The organism is Pseudomonas hamedanensis (assembly GCF_014268595.2).
GTDB lineage: Bacteria > Pseudomonadota > Gammaproteobacteria > Pseudomonadales > Pseudomonadaceae > Aquipseudomonas > Aquipseudomonas hamedanensis.
On record NZ_CP077091.1, the window covers coordinates 2313382 to 2330787 of the forward strand.

Annotated in this window: 16 protein-coding genes; all 16 read right to left on the bottom strand. The window is 59.8% G+C overall.

Annotated elements, in window-relative coordinates:
- Positions 1-78: 78 nt before the first annotated feature.
- The 16 genes from HU739_RS09945 to HU739_RS10020 all read right to left on the bottom strand — a co-directional run bounded on the left by HU739_RS09945 (position 79) and on the right by HU739_RS10020 (position 17386).
- Positions 79-1554 carry a sigma-54 dependent transcriptional regulator gene (locus HU739_RS09945; RefSeq protein ID WP_186550717.1) on the bottom strand — a complete coding sequence of 492 codons (1476 nt, stop codon included), beginning with the start codon at positions 1552-1554 and terminating at the stop codon, positions 79-81.
- Between the two features lie 172 nt (positions 1555-1726).
- The gene (locus tag HU739_RS09950) at positions 1727-2023 is read right to left on the bottom strand and encodes a flagellar protein FliT (RefSeq protein WP_186550719.1); all 297 of its coding nucleotides are present in this window, start codon (positions 2021-2023) and stop codon (positions 1727-1729) included.
- 11 nt (positions 2024-2034) lie between these two features.
- Complete coding sequence (gene fliS / locus HU739_RS09955; RefSeq protein WP_186550721.1) at positions 2035-2433, bottom strand: flagellar export chaperone FliS; 399 nt, start codon at positions 2431-2433, stop codon at positions 2035-2037.
- Positions 2434-2562: 129 nt separating this feature from the next.
- Positions 2563-4011, bottom strand: coding sequence for a flagellar filament capping protein FliD (gene fliD / locus HU739_RS09960; RefSeq protein ID WP_186550723.1), 1449 nt, complete (start codon positions 4009-4011; stop codon positions 2563-2565).
- Between the two features lie 82 nt (positions 4012-4093).
- Positions 4094-4453, bottom strand: coding sequence for a flagellar protein FlaG (locus HU739_RS09965; RefSeq protein WP_186550725.1), 360 nt, complete (start codon positions 4451-4453; stop codon positions 4094-4096).
- Positions 4454-4525: 72 nt separating this feature from the next.
- On the bottom strand, positions 4526-5377 hold the full coding sequence (locus HU739_RS09970) for a flagellin domain-containing protein (protein WP_186550727.1): 852 nt from the start codon (positions 5375-5377) through the stop codon (positions 4526-4528).
- Between the two features lie 242 nt (positions 5378-5619).
- Positions 5620-5886, bottom strand: a complete 267-nt coding sequence (locus HU739_RS09975; protein WP_186550729.1) for a hypothetical protein — start codon at positions 5884-5886, stop codon at positions 5620-5622.
- A complete protein-coding gene (locus tag HU739_RS09980) occupies positions 5883-7172 on the bottom strand; it encodes a motility associated factor glycosyltransferase family protein (protein ID WP_186550731.1) in 1290 nt (429 codons plus the stop codon). The genes HU739_RS09975 and HU739_RS09980 overlap by 4 nt, the downstream gene beginning before the upstream one ends.
- Before the next feature lie 86 nt (positions 7173-7258).
- Positions 7259-8185: a ketoacyl-ACP synthase III gene (locus HU739_RS09985; RefSeq protein ID WP_186550732.1), complete on the bottom strand. Its 927-nt coding sequence runs from the start codon at positions 8183-8185 to the stop codon at positions 7259-7261.
- A gap of 226 nt (positions 8186-8411) precedes the next feature.
- Complete coding sequence (pseI, locus tag HU739_RS09990) at positions 8412-9464, bottom strand: pseudaminic acid synthase (protein WP_186550734.1); 1053 nt, start codon at positions 9462-9464, stop codon at positions 8412-8414.
- Entirely contained in the window at positions 9457-10962 is a 1506-nt protein-coding gene (gene pseG / locus HU739_RS09995) for a UDP-2,4-diacetamido-2,4,6-trideoxy-beta-L-altropyranose hydrolase (protein WP_186550736.1), read from the bottom strand. The genes pseI and pseG overlap by 8 nt, the downstream gene beginning before the upstream one ends.
- Positions 10959-11654, bottom strand: a complete 696-nt coding sequence (gene pseF, locus HU739_RS10000; protein ID WP_186550738.1) for a pseudaminic acid cytidylyltransferase — start codon at positions 11652-11654, stop codon at positions 10959-10961. The genes pseG and pseF overlap by 4 nt, the downstream gene beginning before the upstream one ends.
- Complete coding sequence (locus tag HU739_RS10005) at positions 11651-12271, bottom strand: pseudaminic acid biosynthesis-associated methylase (RefSeq protein WP_186550740.1); 621 nt, start codon at positions 12269-12271, stop codon at positions 11651-11653. Before HU739_RS10005 ends, pseF begins: the two co-directional genes overlap by 4 nt.
- A 29-nt stretch (positions 12272-12300) precedes the next feature.
- Positions 12301-13458, bottom strand: a complete 1158-nt coding sequence (gene pseC / locus HU739_RS10010; RefSeq protein WP_186550742.1) for a UDP-4-amino-4,6-dideoxy-N-acetyl-beta-L-altrosamine transaminase — start codon at positions 13456-13458, stop codon at positions 12301-12303.
- On the bottom strand, positions 13455-14456 hold the full coding sequence (pseB, locus tag HU739_RS10015) for a UDP-N-acetylglucosamine 4,6-dehydratase (inverting) (protein ID WP_186550744.1): 1002 nt from the start codon (positions 14454-14456) through the stop codon (positions 13455-13457). Before pseB ends, pseC begins: the two co-directional genes overlap by 4 nt.
- A gap of 23 nt (positions 14457-14479) precedes the next feature.
- The gene (locus HU739_RS10020; RefSeq protein ID WP_186550746.1) at positions 14480-17386 is read right to left on the bottom strand and encodes a glycosyltransferase family 2 protein; all 2907 of its coding nucleotides are present in this window, start codon (positions 17384-17386) and stop codon (positions 14480-14482) included.
- Positions 17387-17406: the final 20 nt, after the last annotated feature.

The window sequence follows — 17406 nt, forward strand, 5'->3', positions numbered from 1 at the left end:
ACGGAACGTTGCGAGGGATGTAGCAATACCCGTGCCTAAAAAAAACGGCTTATAAATGAAGGGGTTGAAAAACAGGCGTCAATCATCCGCCTGCTCGTCTCCTCCGGCCCGGCTCATGCCGTACTTGCGCATCTTCTCGACCAGGGTGGTGCGACGGATGCGCAGACGTTCGGCGGCCCGGGCAACGATGCCGTTGGCATCGTCCAGCGCCTGCTGAATCAGGCCCTGTTCCAGACCACCGAGGTAGTCCTTGAGGTCCAGGCCTTCCGGCGGTAGCAGCGCGTTGGCGCCGAAATCCGGCGTGTGGCCGTTGATCGCCACACGCTCTTCGAGGTCGCTGCGCAGGCTGTCGACCATTTGCTCATCTTCGTCGTCGACGTAGCGGAATTTCTTCGGCAACTCGACCACGCCGATCACTCCGTACGGGTGCATGATCGCCATGCGTTCAACGAGGTTGGCCAGCTCGCGGACGTTGCCCGGCCAGCCGTGACGGCACAGCGACATGATCGCCGCCGAGTTGAAACGGATCGAACCGCGCTTTTCGTGCTCCATGCGCGAGATCAGCTCGTTCATCAGCAACGGGATGTCTTCGACGCGCTCACGCAGCGGCGCCATCTCGATAGGGAACACGTTCAGGCGATAATAGAGGTCTTCGCGGAAACTGCCGATCTCGATCATGCTTTCGAGATTCTTGTGGGTCGCGGCGATGATGCGCACATCGACGCTCTGGGTCTTGTTGCTGCCCACCCGCTCGAAGGTGCGTTCCTGCAACACGCGCAGCAGCTTGACCTGCATCGGCAGCGGCATGTCGCCGATTTCGTCGAGAAACAGCGTACCGCCATTGGCCAACTCGAAGCGCCCGGCACGACTGGTGATCGCACCGGTGAAGGCACCCTTCTCGTGGCCGAACAATTCGCTTTCGAGCAGCTCTGCCGGAATCGCTCCGCAGTTGACCGGCACAAACGGCGCATCACGACGCTTGGAGTGGTAATGCAGGTTGCGCGCGACCACTTCCTTGCCCGTGCCGGACTCACCGAGGATCAGCACGCTGGCGTCGGTATCGGCCACTTGCTGCATCATCTGACGCACGTGCTGGATCGCACGGCTGGTGCCGACGAGACTGCGGAATAAATTAGGTTCGCGATGACGGCCGCGCTCGCGGGCCTGGTCGTACATCTCGCGATAGACCTGGGCACGGTGCAACGAATCGAGCAATTTGCTGTAGCTGGGCGGCATTTCCAGGGTCGAAAGCACCCGGCGACGCTGGTCTTCAGGCAGGTCAACGGAAGAATTATCGCCCATCAACAAAACCGGAAGGAACTCATCCCAGGTTGCGAGTGTCTTTAGCAAGCCCAAAAGTGCACCAGGAGCATTCACGGTCCCGATCAGTACACAAATGACTTCACGACTAGACGACAAAGAGCCGACTGCCTGCTGCCAGTCATGGCTGCCGCAGGGTAAATTTTCTTCGCCAAGAAAATTTAATATCACCGCCAGGTCGCGGCGGCGGACGCTATCGTCATCGATCAGCAGAATTTTGGTTTCACGCCACATGCAATAGCAACTTCCCTAGTCAACTCAATGCCCGAAATCAGGGGCAAGCGAGACGCTTGCAGGACACCATGTGCCTGTAGACGCCTTAAATCTGGAAACAGCCACTAGTTAAGTCAAAAAACCGTGCACAGTCAAATTTATGGCGCATATGCCTGGATTAACTGGGGGTTAATTAACCAAACAGATGGTAAACCTTTGCCGCTTTCTGCGCCTGGGTGATCTGCGACATCTCGTTGGCTATCGCCTGCCGCTCACCCATCGCCACCTCAAGAAGCTCCTTGTAAACGAACAGCAGCTCTTCGAGGTTGTCGCGCAAGGCGACTTCGTCCAGCGCAGCTTCCGCCATGACGTCTTCCATGCAGGAACGGCAAGCCAGATCCAGCTCACCAATAGCTTCCCAGTTGCGTTCGGCCAGCGCACTGACCAGCGCCTCACGGGTATCGGCGATTCGCTGCAATACAAGACTCATGGTGATCTCCTTCAGAACTGCGGAGCCGGCACAGGTGCAATGGCATCCCAGCCTTCTTTTACCGTTGTCAGCAGGCCCGCCACCTCATCGAGGATACGCGGATCGCTGCTGATGTTCGCCTCGGCGAGGCGCTTCATCATGTAGATATACAGACCATCCAGATCGGCCAGCGCCTCTGCATTGTTTTCCAGGTCGAGGCCTTCACGCAGGCCACTGACGATACCGATGGCCTTGCTGATCGATGTGCACTTGGCGGGAATGTCCTTACGCTCGATGGCGCCTTTGGCCTGAGCGATACGCGCCAGACCACCTTCCATCAACATTTGCACCAGGCGGTGCGGGCTCGCTTCGGATGTCTGGGCGTGTGCGCCGACTTTCTGGTACTGCCGAAGGGCTAACATCGGATTCATGTTCTACCTCATTGCCACAATGACTCGTCTAACCAGTGTATCGCCAACGAGTCACAGAACTTTAGATCAAAAGACAAAAACCCGGCGCACGCCGATAAAGCGTAGCCGGGTTTTTGTCGTTACTACTTGTTACTTCGCAGACTGCTGAGCATTCAGCGAGCTGAAGAACGACGTGATGTTGCTCGCCGTCGCCTTCATTTGCCCCACGAGCAAGTCCATGGCGTTGTACTTGGCGGTCAAGGTTGCCGTCAGGTTGGCAACGCGCAGATCCAGCGCCACCTGCTGCTTTTGCAGGCTCGATGTCAGATTGGTCAGGTTGGAGCTGCGCTGATCGAGCAGACCGCCTGTCTTGACGTACGGATCAACCGCCGCGCTCATGCGCGCCAATAAACCATTCTTGGCGTCGGTGCCGCTGAACAGCTGCTGAACCTGGCCGGCCATGCCCGGCGTTTCCATACGCTTGTTGAACACCGCGGTGTCGAGCGTCAGCAAACCGGTCTTGTTGTCGGTCAGCACGCCCATCTGCGACAGCACGGACAATTGGCCTTGCCCGCCAGCCCCCGGATCGGTCAGCTGGGCACGGATATCAGCCATCAGCGAACGTGGCAGAGCGTCACCGGTAAACGCGGCAGACACGGTCAGATTACCGTCGGCATCCGCTGTAGCCTTGGACAGCGTATCGACCGTTTTCTTCAGCGTGTTATAGGAATCGATGAAGGTCTGCAGCGATGTCTGGATCCCGGCGGTATTAGTCGCGACCGACACAGTCGCCGGCGTTGGCACGCCGCCGACGACGGGACTCGCGGTGACCAGATTCAGGGTCATGCCGCTGATTGCACCGGTCACGGTATTGGTCTTGCTCGTAACGGCCAGGCCGTCGATGGTCAGGCTAGCATCCATGGCCAGGTTACCGACGGCTCCGGACGCGCTGGGCGCCGGGCTGTCGCCCATCTTCTGGGTGCCGTCGATTTCCAGGCCGGCGATGCCGCTGACCTTCAAATCCATGCCGGCGCCCGTCTTGTTCGAGCTCAGCACCAGACGCGAAGACCCGGTACTGTCAGTCACGATGTTCGCGGAAATACCGTTGCTGGCCTGTGCGGTGTTGATCGCATCACGCGTGGACTGCAACGTTGCATTGGCCGGAATCTCGACATTGTAATCAGTGCCATTCTGACTGATTTTCAGAGTACCACTCGGAATGGCACTGGCGGCCCCGCCGGCAAAGGCGGCACTGGCAACTTTCGAGCCGGTGGCCAGGTTTTTCACGACGACGCTGTAAGTACCCGGTACGGCGGTTTTATCCGAGGTAGCACCGACCACCGTTGGCGTGTCAGACGTTGCGGTAAAACCGGCAAACGCCGGGCTTGAGGCCTTGTTCAGATCGGCCATAGCCTTTTGATAAGCCGCCAGCGCGCTTTTCAGCGAACCGACGCCGGAAATTTTCAGGCTGTTGGTTTTGGTCGCGGTATCGATCTGCGTCTGCTTGGCAGACTTGTCGGCGTTGACCAGCGCGGTCACGATCGCGCCGATGTCCAGGCCGGAACCCAGTCCGGAACCCGGTAGAATTGGACTTGCCATGTGCATCTCCCTTCAGATTGTTGCCATTCTTTTGACCGTTACAGGCGTCTTGGGAACGAGCAAACACTATTCATGCCATTTATCAGACTTTGGCGTCGAACAACACGTGGCTTGCATTGGCAAGACTGTCTGCCAGTTTGAGGGCTTCGGCGGAGGGAATCTGCCGAACGACCTCACCCGTCTCGCTTGCGATCACCTTGACGATGACCTTTCCGGAGTGCTCATCGATAGAGAACTCCAGGTTGCGCTTGATCGATTGGACGAACTTCTCGATCTCCTGCACAGCCAGTTTCAACTTGGCGTCATCCGTACCCTGACGTTTACGGTCAGCGACCGGAGCATCGGCCTGCGCAACTTTTGGCGTCTCTGACGGCTTGTCAGCAACCGGTATCGCTGCCTTGGGAGCCGGATAAGACACGTTAAGCTTTACGCTCATGTCCATGCCCATCACCTCCTAACGTAAAAAAGCGAGAGAGCACGACAAGCGCACTCCCCCGCTCAAACTCATTCCGAATTACTGAAGCAGCTTCAGTACAGCGGAAGGCAGTTGGTTGGCTTGAGCCAGAACCGAAGTGGAAGCTTGCTGCAGGGTTTGCTGCTTGGTCAGGTTGGCAGTTTCTGCGGCGAAGTCGGTGTCCTGTACACGACCCTGAGCAGCGGTGGTGTTTTCAGTGATGTTCTGCAGGTTGGAGATGGTGCTGGTCAGACGGTTTTGCGAAGCACCCAGGCTGGCGCGGGTTGCACCGATGTTAGCGATAGCTGCGTCGATTGCAGTGATCGCGCTGTCGATGGCAACAGCAGCGTCAGAAGGGCTGGCACCGGTCAGAGCCAGAGTGCCGCTACCTACCGACAGGCTTACTGCGTCGAACTTGCCGCTCAGTACCAGGTCGATGTGGTTAGCCGAACCGGTGTTTGCACCCACTTGCAGGGTCACAGTACCAGCCGAACCGTCCAGCAGGTTTTTGCCGTTCAGGTTGGTCGAAGCCGAGATACGGGTGATCTCGTCGGACATCTGAGCGAATTCAGCGTTGGTAGCGGTCTGGTCAGCAGTGCCGTTGGTACCGTTACGGGCTTTAACAGCCAGTTCACGCATACGCTGCAGGATGTCGGTAGTAGCTTGCAGAGCGCCTTCAGCGGTCTGGGCAACGGAGATACCGTCGTTGGCGTTCTGGATGGCCTGGGTGTTACCGCGGATCTGCGAAGACATACGGTTGGAGATCTGCAGGCCAGCGGCGTCGTCTTTGGCGCTGTTGATTTTCAGGCCGGAAGACAGGCGCTGCATCGAAGTGGACAGAGCGTCGGAAGCGCGGTTCAGGTTCTTCTGAACGTTCAACGATGTGGTGTTGGTGTTTACTGTTAAAGCCATGACGAATTCCTCGTTGGTTGGGTACTGCGGCTTCCGGCCCTGGCAACCGCCGGGTATGGCCTAGAGAACCTTCGTAATAGTTATCGTCGGGTTTGCAGGTTGCTTGAGGGCTTTTTGAAAAAAATTTGCCATCACCCTGCCACCCCCGAGAAAACAAAGACTTAGCAGCACGTCCACCGTGAAAAAATGACGTCATAAAACCGGCTGTAGCGCGAAGCCGCGGGCCAGCGCCATGGAGCGCCTCAGCTCTGCACGCTTTCCAGCAATTCAACCAGCTCGTATTCCATAGAATCGGCCAGACTCAACCAGTCCTGACGCTCCTGACATTCGAGCATTTGCATCAGCACCTGCGCCCATGCCTGCTGAACATCTACAGATGAAGAGGACAGACATTGCTGGGCCTGTTCGAACACATCGACCATCGTCAGTGCCGCTTCGACGTCACGCCCCAGGCGAAACAAAGCCGCGCATTGGCGGCACTGATCCTGACTCTGCCTCAGCGCACTCATTGCATGAACTCCGGATTGAAGGAAGCCCCGGCGATCAACGCACCGGCGCGGCTGCTGTTGAAAAATTCGACATGGGGATTCGCGGCAATATAACGCTCCAGTACGCACAGATAACCGCGAAAATTCAGCTGAGTGCTGACCCGCTGGCCATGGCCGTCACGCACCCACTGCCGCGCCTGATTCACCGGCGGCCCCAGATCGCCATCGTCCCAGCCGGCGTGGGTCTTGTTCATCGGGAAGGCAAAGTCAGCACCAAACAGGGTGATGCGCGCGGCACCCATTTTTACCGCCAGATCCACCGCCGGGTGAATCACGCTGCCGCCGACGTGCAACTGGCCTCGCGGACATTGCTCGCGCAAGTGCGCGTAGATCGGGCTTGCGGAATAGCCGCCGTAGCGTTTGCCTTTCCACGCGTTCAATACCGTCGGATCACTCATCGGCAGATACACCAGCGGGATGCCGTCGGACTCTTCAAAAGGCAGATGACGGAAACTGATGCGCTGGTCGATGCTCACCACCAGGTCCGGCGCAATACCGTGTTCGCGCAAGGGGCGATAAGCGGTGTCCACGCAAATGAACAACGGTCGCTCCGCCCGCTGGCGGATCGCTGCCAGACGTTCGAAATGTTGCTCCAGGCTCGGCCCGGTCGCAATCACATAGACCTCCCGGCCGGTGCAAGTGCCGAACAGCTGCGCCACATCTGCATCGCCGAGCAACACCGGCAGGCATTCCTGCAAACGCTGCTGAATGGCCGGTGACTGCGCATCGAATTCGCGGTTATTGAAAGTGAGGTGGATTTCATTGACCAGCCGATCACGGACCTTCGCATTGAAGTCGTCGGCCAGCAGCAGCTCGGCGGGCAAAGCAAAAAACGGCGTGAACAGGTCCGGGTGATCACCGGCATAGAACAACTCGACGCGCGGATCGTCCAGCCACTGGCGCTGATCGAGCAGCTGCAGCACCAGCGCGAACAACGCGCCGTTGAGGATGTGCACGTACAGCCGTTGCAGTCCTGCGCGCTCCAGAAGCAGGCCGGGCAAATCGCCGAGGCCGGTGCCATAGACGTGCAGTTGCGCTTTATCGGGCAGGCTCGCCGCCTGAATTTGCGCTTCATGAAGACGGTCGTGGCGGCTGGTGAGTTGAATGCCGCCAACGCTCAGCGTCGAGCCCAGCCCTTGCACCAGTTCGGCCTGGACGGCCGCGCTGTCTTCAGCCATCAGTCGCTCGAACAGCGCAGGCCAGCGCCGTTGCAACACCTCGGCATTGGCTTGGAAAAACTCGCTCATGGCGCCCCGCGCTCCTTTCAGGCAAAAAAATAGCGTTCAAGGTTAACCTTGAACGCTATTTTTGTATCCGTGGTTTTTAATCCGGCTTACGGACGATAGATGATCGCCGAGCCCCACGACAGACCGACGCCGAAACCGCTCAGCGCAATGCGCTGCCAGTCGGAGTCGAGCACGTGTTTTTCCAGCAGCAGCGGGATGCTCGACGACACGGTATTGCCGGTCTCGACCATGTCCTTGATGAACTTCTCCGGCTCGCCTTCGAAGCGCCGCGCCACGGCATCGACAATTGCCGCGCTGCCCTGGTGGATGCAGAACGCGTCGATGTCATCGGCCTTGAGGCCGGAATCATCGAGCAACTCGTGCAAGTGCGCCGGGACTTTCAGCAAAGCGAAGTTGAAGACCTGACGACCGTTCATGAAGAACACGCCGTTGCTGACCTTCAAGTGCGGCGCGCCGGAGCCGTCAGTGCCGAACTTGGCCTTGCCCAGCGCCCACGTCGGATTTTCGCCCATCCACGTTGCGGTGGCGGCATCGCCGAACAGCATGGTGGTGTTGCGGTCTTCCGGGTCAACGATTTTCGAGTACGGATCAGCGGTGATCAGCAGGCCGTTCTTCAGGCCGGCGGCTTCCATGAAGCCCTTGATCGCGTAGATGCCGTAGACATAACCGGAGCAGCCCAGGGAAATGTCGAACGCTGCAACGTTGGTCGGCAGGCCGAGTTTGTCCTGAACGATGGCTGCGGTGTGCGGCAGGCCTTCTTCGTCACCGTTCTGGGTGACGACGATCAGCGCGTCGATCGATTCACGTTTCAGTTCAGGGTTGCTGGCAAACAGCGCATTGGCCGCTTCCACGCACAGATCGGAGGTTTCCTGCTCAGCGTCTTTGCGCGGCAGGAACGCCGAACCGATCTTGCCAAGGATGAATTCTTCATCCTTCTCGAATTTTGCACCTTGTGCGTAATTGTCCACGCCGGCTACAGGAACGTAGCTCGCAATGCTTTTTATGCCAATCATTACGGCTTCCCAATAAAAAACAGCCCAAAACCACCGCTCGCAAGGATTCGAGGGGCGCCGACAACAGAAAACGGCCGCCACAACGGGCAGCCACGGGAAGCGCAAAGGGCTATCACTGGAACCGCAAAACGGGCCAGGCGCCATCTCCCCGGTCAATACAATACAGTGAAGATGCGCGTTATGACTCGCAGGTCACGCTATTTTGCCGAATCGATGGCAGATTGGCCTATTCGACCAGCGACCAGTCCAGCGGCGTGCCGCGCTTGATCGCGGTGCGTGCATGGCGACCGAGGACAGCTTCGGCGTGCTTGGGCGGCAGGCCGAGACCGGGGCGGATGGCGCGCAGATTGTCTGCGGTGAAGGGCTCACCGGCCGCCATATCAGCGGTGACGTACAGCGAGCGGCGATAGACCAGCGACTTGCGCTCGGCCTCGGTGACACCGTAATGCACCTGCCCGAGCGCCTGCCAGGCACGCTCGGTTTCGACGACCAGACTGGCCATTTCCGCAGGTTCCAGGGAAAAGCTGGCATCCACGCCACCGGCCGAACGGTCGAGGGTGAAGTGCTTTTCCACGACTGTCGCCCCCAGCGCCACCGCCGCCACCGACACGCCAACGCCCATTGAGTGATCTGAGAGCCCCACCTCGCAGCCAAACAGCTCGCGCAGATGCGGAATCGTGCGCACGTTGCTGTTGAGCGGAGTCGCCGGATAGGTGCTGGTGCACTTGAGCAGAACCAGATCCTTGCACCCGGCCTCGCGGGCGGCGCGCACGGTTTCATCGAGTTCGGCGATGCTGGCCATGCCGGTGGAAATGATCAGCGGTTTGCCAGTAGCCGCCACACGACGTATCAGCGGCAGATCGGTGTTTTCAAAACTGGCGATCTTGTACGCCGGCACATCGAGGCTTTCGAGAAAATCCACTGCGCTGTCATCGAACGGCGTCGAGAACGCGAGCATCCCCAACTCTTTGGCCCGGGCGAAAATCGGCGCGTGCCACTCCCACGGCGTGTGGGCTTTTTCATAGAGATCGTAGAGCGAAGTCCCGGCCCACAGACTGCCCGGATCCTTGATGAAAAACTCACCTTCGGCCAGATCCAGGGTCATGGTCTCGGCGGTGTAGGTCTGCAATTTCAAGGCATGCGCCCCGGCCTTCGCGGCAGCCTCAACGATTTGCAGAGCGACGTCGAGCGACTGGTTATGATTGCCACTCATCTCGGCAATGATGAACGGCGGCGCATCGGCACCGATGGTGTGATGACCAATCTTGAAACTAGGCATGCGGCTGATCCTTCAAAACACGGGTGAACGCGCAGGCCTCTTGAGTAAACCCGGCGTCGCGAAAAACTTTCATTGAAGACTGATTGGCCGGCACGACCCGGGCGCTGATGAGCGTCAGTTGCGGCCAATGTCTAACCACGAACGCCTCGCCACGGCTCAGCAACGCCCGGCCCCAGCCGAGGCCGAAACGCCCTTGCAGCAGATAGATCGAAACTTCGGCTTCGAACCCGCGCAAGTCGTAGCGCAGCACCCCGACCGGGCCGTCGTCCGCCTCGGCAATCAGCAGCAGCCGCTGCGGATTGCGCAGACTCGCCGTCAGCCAGTTCACGTGTTGCGGCCAGTCGATGACGCCGGTTTCCAGTGACCAACGTCGCACCGGCTCGGCATTGCGCCCATCGAACAACAACTGCGCATCGTCCAGCGTTGCCGGGCGCAGCTTGAGCACCGCGCCAGCCAGTGCCGCCGCCACGCGCTCGGCACCGCGTCCGTCGACCAATTGCCGCGAGCGTTCGGCCAGACTCTGGCGCAGATAAAAATTGTTGGCGACGAAGCCGACCGCATCGCGCAACTGCGCAACGCTGACTTGCTCACGGGCGCCCAGAAAGACGTGCGCACCGGCGGCGGCCATGACTTCGCCGTTGGCCTGCTGGTTGTTCGACACAGCGATGCAAATCGTCGGCAAGCCCAGCGCCGCGCGCTCCCAACTGGTGCCGCCGCCGGCGCCGATAAACAGGTCCGCCTCAGCCATGCGCTGACGGAAATCGCTGACAAAACTGTGCAGGCGCCAGTTCGGCCGCGTCTCGGCCAACGCCTGCATCTGCGCCCACGCCGGGTTGTCGGCGCCAGCGACGAAATCAACCTGCAATTCAGTGAAATCAGACAGTGCCAACATCGCGTGATGGGTCTGCATCGCCGCATCGAACCCGCCGAAATTCACCAGTACCCGACGCGCCTTCGGCTTGATCTCGATGGCCGCGCAGTTGAACTCCTCACGCAGCATCGCGTAGCGCGGGCCGAGCAAGGTGCGACAGCCTTCGGGCAGCAGCGGCGCGTAGTGTTCGCTGAGACCGGACAGGTTCTGATTAAGCAGCAGATCAACGCTGTAGCGCCGGGTGGCCAGATCGTCCACCGCGGCAATTCGGTGCGCCCAGCGTCGCGCGGCGGTTTGCCAGAGGTGATCGAGGCCGTAGTGGTCGGCGATGATCCAGTCGAACATGGCCTGCCCGTCCAGCAGCAGGCCCAGGGCATCGATGTCGAACTGCCACGGCAACATCGATTCAATGGCCTGCAGCGGGTCCTCATCGCGATAGCGCTCGGGCAGCGCAAAGGTCTCGAAGCCCTCGGCATTCAAGGCTTCGAGTCGATGCCCCGGCAAACGCCGACAGGCAAACGCTACATGACTGCCCTGCCTGCGCAGCACCCGCGCCAGGGTCAGGCAGCGGGCAATGTGGCCGCTGCCAATGGTCGGCGAAGCGTCGGCGCGAATCAGCACCCTCATTGCAGTTCTCCGCCGGCCTTGAGCGCGGCGTACAGGTATTCGGCGCGCTTCCAGTCTTGCGGCGTGTCGATGTCTTGCACCAGATACCGCGGCAGAATCACCGGCAGGCTGGCGGGCGAATACAGCACATCACCGCGCAGCCACGCCTCGCTGCGCCCCCAATAAAACTGCCCGGCGTCCTGAAACGCCTCGGGCAAGTCCTGCGAGCGAGTGTTGCGAAACTCGGGATACAACGCGTGCAAGGCGCCCTGCCCGTCCAGGGTCAACGCCCGTTGCACCGGAAAAGCGAAATCGCAAACGGAGAAGGCAAATGATCGATCCGGATGTTGCTCCAGCAATTCGAAACCCTGACGCAGATAGCGCGCCTGCAACAGCGGTGCAGTGGCGTAAATGCAGCAAGCGAAATCGAAGGACGGCAACTGTTGCAGTGCGTGCACGATGACCGCCGCAGTGCCGGTGAAGTCATCGGCCAGTGCTGCCGGACGCAAAAACGGCACCTGGGCACCGTGGGCTCGCGCAACGTCGGCAATCTCGACATCGTCGGTGCTGACCACGACTTGTTCGAACAAGCCCGAATCCAGCGCGGTGCGGATCGAGCGGACAATCATCGGCACGCCGTCGAACGGCAACAGATTCTTGCGCGGGATGCGTTTGCTGCCCCCGCGTGCCGGAATGATGGCGACGTTGCTCAAGGACGTTTTTCCAGCAGAAACCAGGTGACATCATCCGCCGGGAATTGCCCGTCGCGGTGATAAACGAAGCCATAGTCGAGCAGTTGCAGATCGGCGTAGCGATCAAGCATTTCCCCGGCAAAATCGCGCTTGAACAGCTTGCCGCTGTTGCCCCGATAGGACACCTCAACCGGTGCCGGATTGTAGTACTCGGCGATCAGAATATAGCGCTGACTTAGCTCGTAAAGCTGCGCATAGGCGCTCGGCAACAACCCCGGGGCCAGATGGATCAGCACGCCTTTGCTCAAGGTCAGGTCATAGCGGCGCTCGCGAGGAAAATCCAACAGCGAACCGTGCCAGATCTGTGCAATGTCGAGCGCCCGAGCCTGCGCACAGGCGCTTTCATTGATCTCCACACCGAACAGCTCACAGCGCGGCAGCAACTGATGCAGCGCCTGCAAATTGTTGCCGGCGTTGGTGCCCAGTTCCACCAGACTGTCGATGCGCCCGACGCGGCTCAGCGCTTTGGCAAACAGCGCCAGATTGGCGGCCACCAGCGGTTGGCCGACGTTACGCTCGACGTACTGGTTGCCGAACTCACCCTGCCAGAATTTTTCCTGCTCGCTCAGTTCACGCATCACAGTCTCATTCATCGCCGCAGCGGTGGTCATTCGGTCAGTCGACGCAGTTGCTCGACTACATAATCCTGCTGCTCATCACTGAGCAACGGGTACAGCGGCAAACTGATCGCTTCGGCGTAATAGCGCTCGGCCTCGGGGAAATCGCCTTCAGCAAACCCCAGGTCACGATAGTAAGGCTGCAAGTGCACGGGAATGTAGTGCAGATTGACGCCCACGCCGGCGCTGCGCAAACCTTCGAACACCTGACGATGACTCAGGTTGCAGCGCTCGGCCTGCACGCGCACCACGTACAAGTGCCACGCCGACTCGGCCTCTGGTTGTGAGCTTGGCAAGGTCAGCGGCAAGTACGCCAGCAACTGATCGTAACGCGCCGCCAGTTCGCGGCGCCGGCCGATGAAATCGTCCAGCTTGCTCAGTTGCGACAGACCCAGCGCCGCCTGCAGATCGGTGATCCGGTAATTGAAACCCAGCTCGATTTGCTGGTAATACCACGGCCCGTGGCTGGGCTCGGTCATCTGTTGCGGATCGCGGGTCATGCCGTGGCTGCGCAGGCGTTGCAGACGCTCGGCCAGCACCGGGCGATTGGTCAGGACCATGCCGCCCTCGGCACTGGTGATGATTTTCACCGGGTGAAAGCTGAACACCGTCATCGCTGCGAATTCACCGCAACCGACCGGGCGCCCGGCGTAGCTGGCGCCCACCGCGTGCGAGGCATCTTCGATCACGGTGAAGTTGTAGCGCACCGCCAGTTCGGCAATCTTGCGCAGGTCACAGCTCTGCCCGGAGAACGCTACCGCGACGAGGACTTTAGGCAGCGTGCCGTCGCGCTCGGCCTGTTCGAGCCTGGCCTCGAGAGCGTAGGCGTCGAGGTTCCAGGTCAACGGATCGATGTCGACGAAATCAACGTCAGCGCCGCAATAGCGCCCGCAATTGGCCGAGGCGAGAAACGTATTCGGCGAAGTCCACAAACGATCGCCCGGCCCCAGGCCCGCAGCCAGACAGGCAATGTGCAATGCCGCCGTGGCATTGCACACCGCCACGGCAAAATCCGCCTGACAGCGCTCGGCCATCGCCTGCTCGAAACGCTCGATGGTAGGCCCCTGGGTCAGCCAGTCCGATTGCAGCACCTCGACCACCGCGTCGATGTCCGTCTGATCGAGGCTCTGCCGACCGTACGGGATCATACCGACAGCTTCGCGTGCAGATCGCCGATCTGCCCGACCGAGAGAAAATGCGGGTTGGTGTCGGAGCGATATTCAAAATCTTCGCTCACCGCACCGCCACGCTCACCGAGTTTATCGACGGCAAAATCGACATCGACACTGGTAAAGCGAATCGACGGCTGAATGGTGTAGTGGTCTTCGAACTCCAGAGTCATCCGCGCATCGTCCAGCGGCACCATCAGCTCATGCAGCTTTTCGCCGGGACGAATGCCGACGTTCTTGTGCGGCAGATGTGCAGCCATGCCGCGCGCCAGATCGACAATGCGGATCGAGGGAATCTTCGGCACAAACACTTCGCCGCCGTGCATCCGCGCAAAGCTGTCGAGCACGAACTGCACGCCGTGGTCGAGGGTGATCCAGAACCGCGTCATGCGTTCGTCGGTGATCGGCAGCTCTTGCGCGCCGTCGGCGATCAGCTTGCTGAAAAACGGCACCACAGAACCGCGCGAACCGGCGACATTGCCGTAGCGCACCACGGCAAACCGGGTCTGCTGCTCGCCGGCAATGTTGTTGGCCGCAACGAACAGTTTGTCCGAGAGCAACTTCGTCGCACCGTACAGATTGATTGGGCTAGCGGCCTTGTCGGTGGACAACGCGACGACTTTTTTCACACCGTTGTCGATAGCGGCGGCGATGATGTTTTCCGCACCGTTGACGTTGGTGCGGATGCATTCGGTCGGGTTGTATTCCGCCGCCGGCACTTGCTTGAGCGCAGCGGCATGCACCACGTAATCGATACCGCGCATGGCCTGACGCAAGCGATCGGCATCACGCACATCACCGATGAAATAACGCATGCACGGCGCGTTGAACGTTTGCTGCATCTCGTACTGCTTCAGCTCGTCGCGGGAGAACACCACCACGCGCTTGGGCTGGTATTGCTCCAGCAAGCGACGGATGAAGTTGCGCCCGAACGAGCCGGTGCCGCCCGAGATGAAAATCGATTTACCGTTGAACATGTCTTGGTTCCTGTCCGGCCAGCTCAGGCGAGCAACTGCGCCCAATTGATCGAGGCATTTTCGCCCAGAGTGAAACCTTTGCCGGTCAGGGCCAGGTTAGCGTTGTAGGCCGGGTCCTGTGCAAACGCTTCGGGCCATTTTTCACGTAATGCTGCCAGTGCCGCTGGCGCCTGTGGCAGCTCGCCGGTGTGCAGCACCTGCACCAGTGGCGTCCACACGGTGAGGTAACCGGCCTGCCCGGTCTTGAGGCACAGATCGACGTCGGCATAGCCTTCGGCGAAGGTCGCTTCATCCAGTCCGCCAAGGGCATTGAACAATTCCTTGCGCACCATCAGGCAAACCCTGGAAACGGCCGAGTAATTTTGCTCGGCGGCCAAACGCTGCATGTAGCCTGTGGCCGTGTGTCGTTCGCCGATGAAAGGCGAACCCACACCTGCGTTGAGGCCGAGGATCAAACCGGCCTGAGCGATGTTGCCGTCACGGTCGACCAGTTTGGCACCGACGAGGCCCACTTCCGGACGCTGCGCATGATTGAGCAACGAGTCGATCCAGTTCGGATTGACCACCTCGCTGTCAGCGGCCAGCAGCACCAGGTATTCACCCTGCGCCTGTTCGCTGGCGGCGTTGTACAAGGCGACCTCGCTCAGCGGCTGATCGGCACGCAGTACATTGACCTTGGCGTGACGCAGCGTGCCCAGCCAGTCGTTGACCGCTGCCGACTGATTGGCGTTGGCTGCCAGTAGCACTTCGTAACGGCTGTAACGGGTCTTGAGCAGCACGCCTTCCAGGCAGCGACGCAATACCGGCAGATCATCGATGACCGGCACGATGATCGACACCAGTGGCTGCTCGGTATGGCGATAATCGATCTGCCACGTGCCCGGCGTGGTCGATGTGACTTTGGCCTTGTAGCCGCGATTGCCCAAGTGCCGCAGCAACGCCTGACGCTCGTGGGCGTTTTCTTCCAGAGGCGCCTGCTCGGTGATCAGCAGCGGCTCGTCGAGATGCGCGAGGCCGTCAAGGCCGCCCTGCTCGATGATGCGCAGCAACAGATCGAATTCCAGCGCCTTGCTGAAGTCGGCCTGATAACCGCCGGCCTCGAGCAAGACTTCGCGGCGGATCAGCCAATGCCGCGCCATCAGCGACGGCACGCTTTGCAGCAGGTCGAGATTGAAACCAGGGCGGAACACGTCGATCAGCGCGCCGTTTTCCTTGCGCTGGATTTCGTCGGTGGCGACCGCACGCACACCGTCGGCAGACATCAGTTCGAGGCTGGCGCGCAACAGGCCACTGGCGGTGAACTGGTCACCGGCCTGAGCCAGCATCAACCAGTCGCTTGGCGACTGCTGAACGCTCTGGTTGAGTTTATCGACGACATTGCCGGGGGTGACCCGGACAAAATGCAGGGTGTTTTGCGCCGTGGTCGCTGCCGGTGCTTCGCCAGTGGTGAACACGACAATCTTGAACGCTTTGCAATGGCCTTCGAGCAGGCTGTCGAGCGACACCTGCAACTTGTCGATGTCGTTATCCAGATCGAGCAGGAAAATGCCGAATTGCGGTCCGCCGTCTGTCGCCAGATGCTGCCCTATCGATTTCAGTTGCTCGATCGCCGGCGCGCGGGCGGCCAGCCATTGCAGCAGGCGACCGGATTTCATTTTGTCGAAGACCGCCTGATGGTCGCCAACCGTCAAGGTCTCAAGGCGGGCGATCCACTCTTTCAGAGCTTGTGCGGCTGACGGATCATCGGCAAGTTCCAGTTGCGCCGCCAGGCGCTTGGCCACAGTCAGGTTGAACGCATTCAGATCATGGGCTTGCCACAACCGGTCAACTACGCTGTCCGGCGTGTCGTTGTTGCGCGCCTGTAGCAAGTGCGCCTGACGCGTCCACACGCCTTCCAGCCCCTCCAGTTGAAGACGACCGGCCGGCAGGGTATGCAGCATGAATTCAAGCTGTTCCAGAAGATCGAAAAACGCCTGGTTGTAGAACGGCATCTCGACGTACTGCAGAGGACCGAAACGCCGATCAGGCCGTCTCAATTGCTGATTCCAGGTCGACTCGAAAATCAACTCCGCCGTCAACGCCCGACGGACAGCCAGGCTATCAGCCATGGCCGCAAAGCTTTCCAGAACAAATGCCTTGGCCTGTCCGGCGTCGAGTCCTTCGATACCGGTGGGCAGCGAGACAAGAAAATCAGCAAAGGCTTCTCGTTCGGCGACCGACTTGGCATCGAGATAGGTCAGCGAGTGATACACATCAGTATTGTGCTCGGAAACGCCATAGTTGATCTCGCGCACCACATAGGGAATCGGCAAGATCCGTGCTTTGGCGCTGGCCAGCAGGAAATAAACGTGACCGATTTCCTGCCACTGAAAATTGGTCCCCGGCGGCAACGATGAGTGCCAGGTTTTCATCAGGTCGGTACGCGTCACTGCGTAAAACGGCGGGATGTACTGCGTCATGTAGTCAATGACGCGATCTTGCGCCCGGTCGGACGCATAGTCTTCCTGGACTTTTTTGTCGCGGCGGAAGTAGTGCACGCCGTCGGCCTTAGCCAGGTACATCAGGCAATAGCCATGGCACATGCCGTAGTCACGGTTGGCCTGAAGAAAGCCGACGGACTCGTAGAGCGAATCGAGCACGATGAAATCGTCGTCAGCCGCCAGCACCATGTACGGCGTGGTCAGCTGTTCCACACCGTAAGCCAGTTTGGCCTGCATGCCCCAGTAAGCGAATTGCGGAACGTGGTGATAGTCGACGGCGGAAAAATCGCCCTCGGGCCGCTCCGGCGTGGAGTCCAGCACCATGATCCTGCAGGGCAAGCTGCTGTAATATTTTACCGCCCGGCGCAGGAATGCCGGCCGATTGTGCGTAATCAGCACCACGGTCAACAGCTCGTCGAGCGGTAATTCAGAACGGTACTTGCCTTGCATAACTTCTCTCCACAACCGGC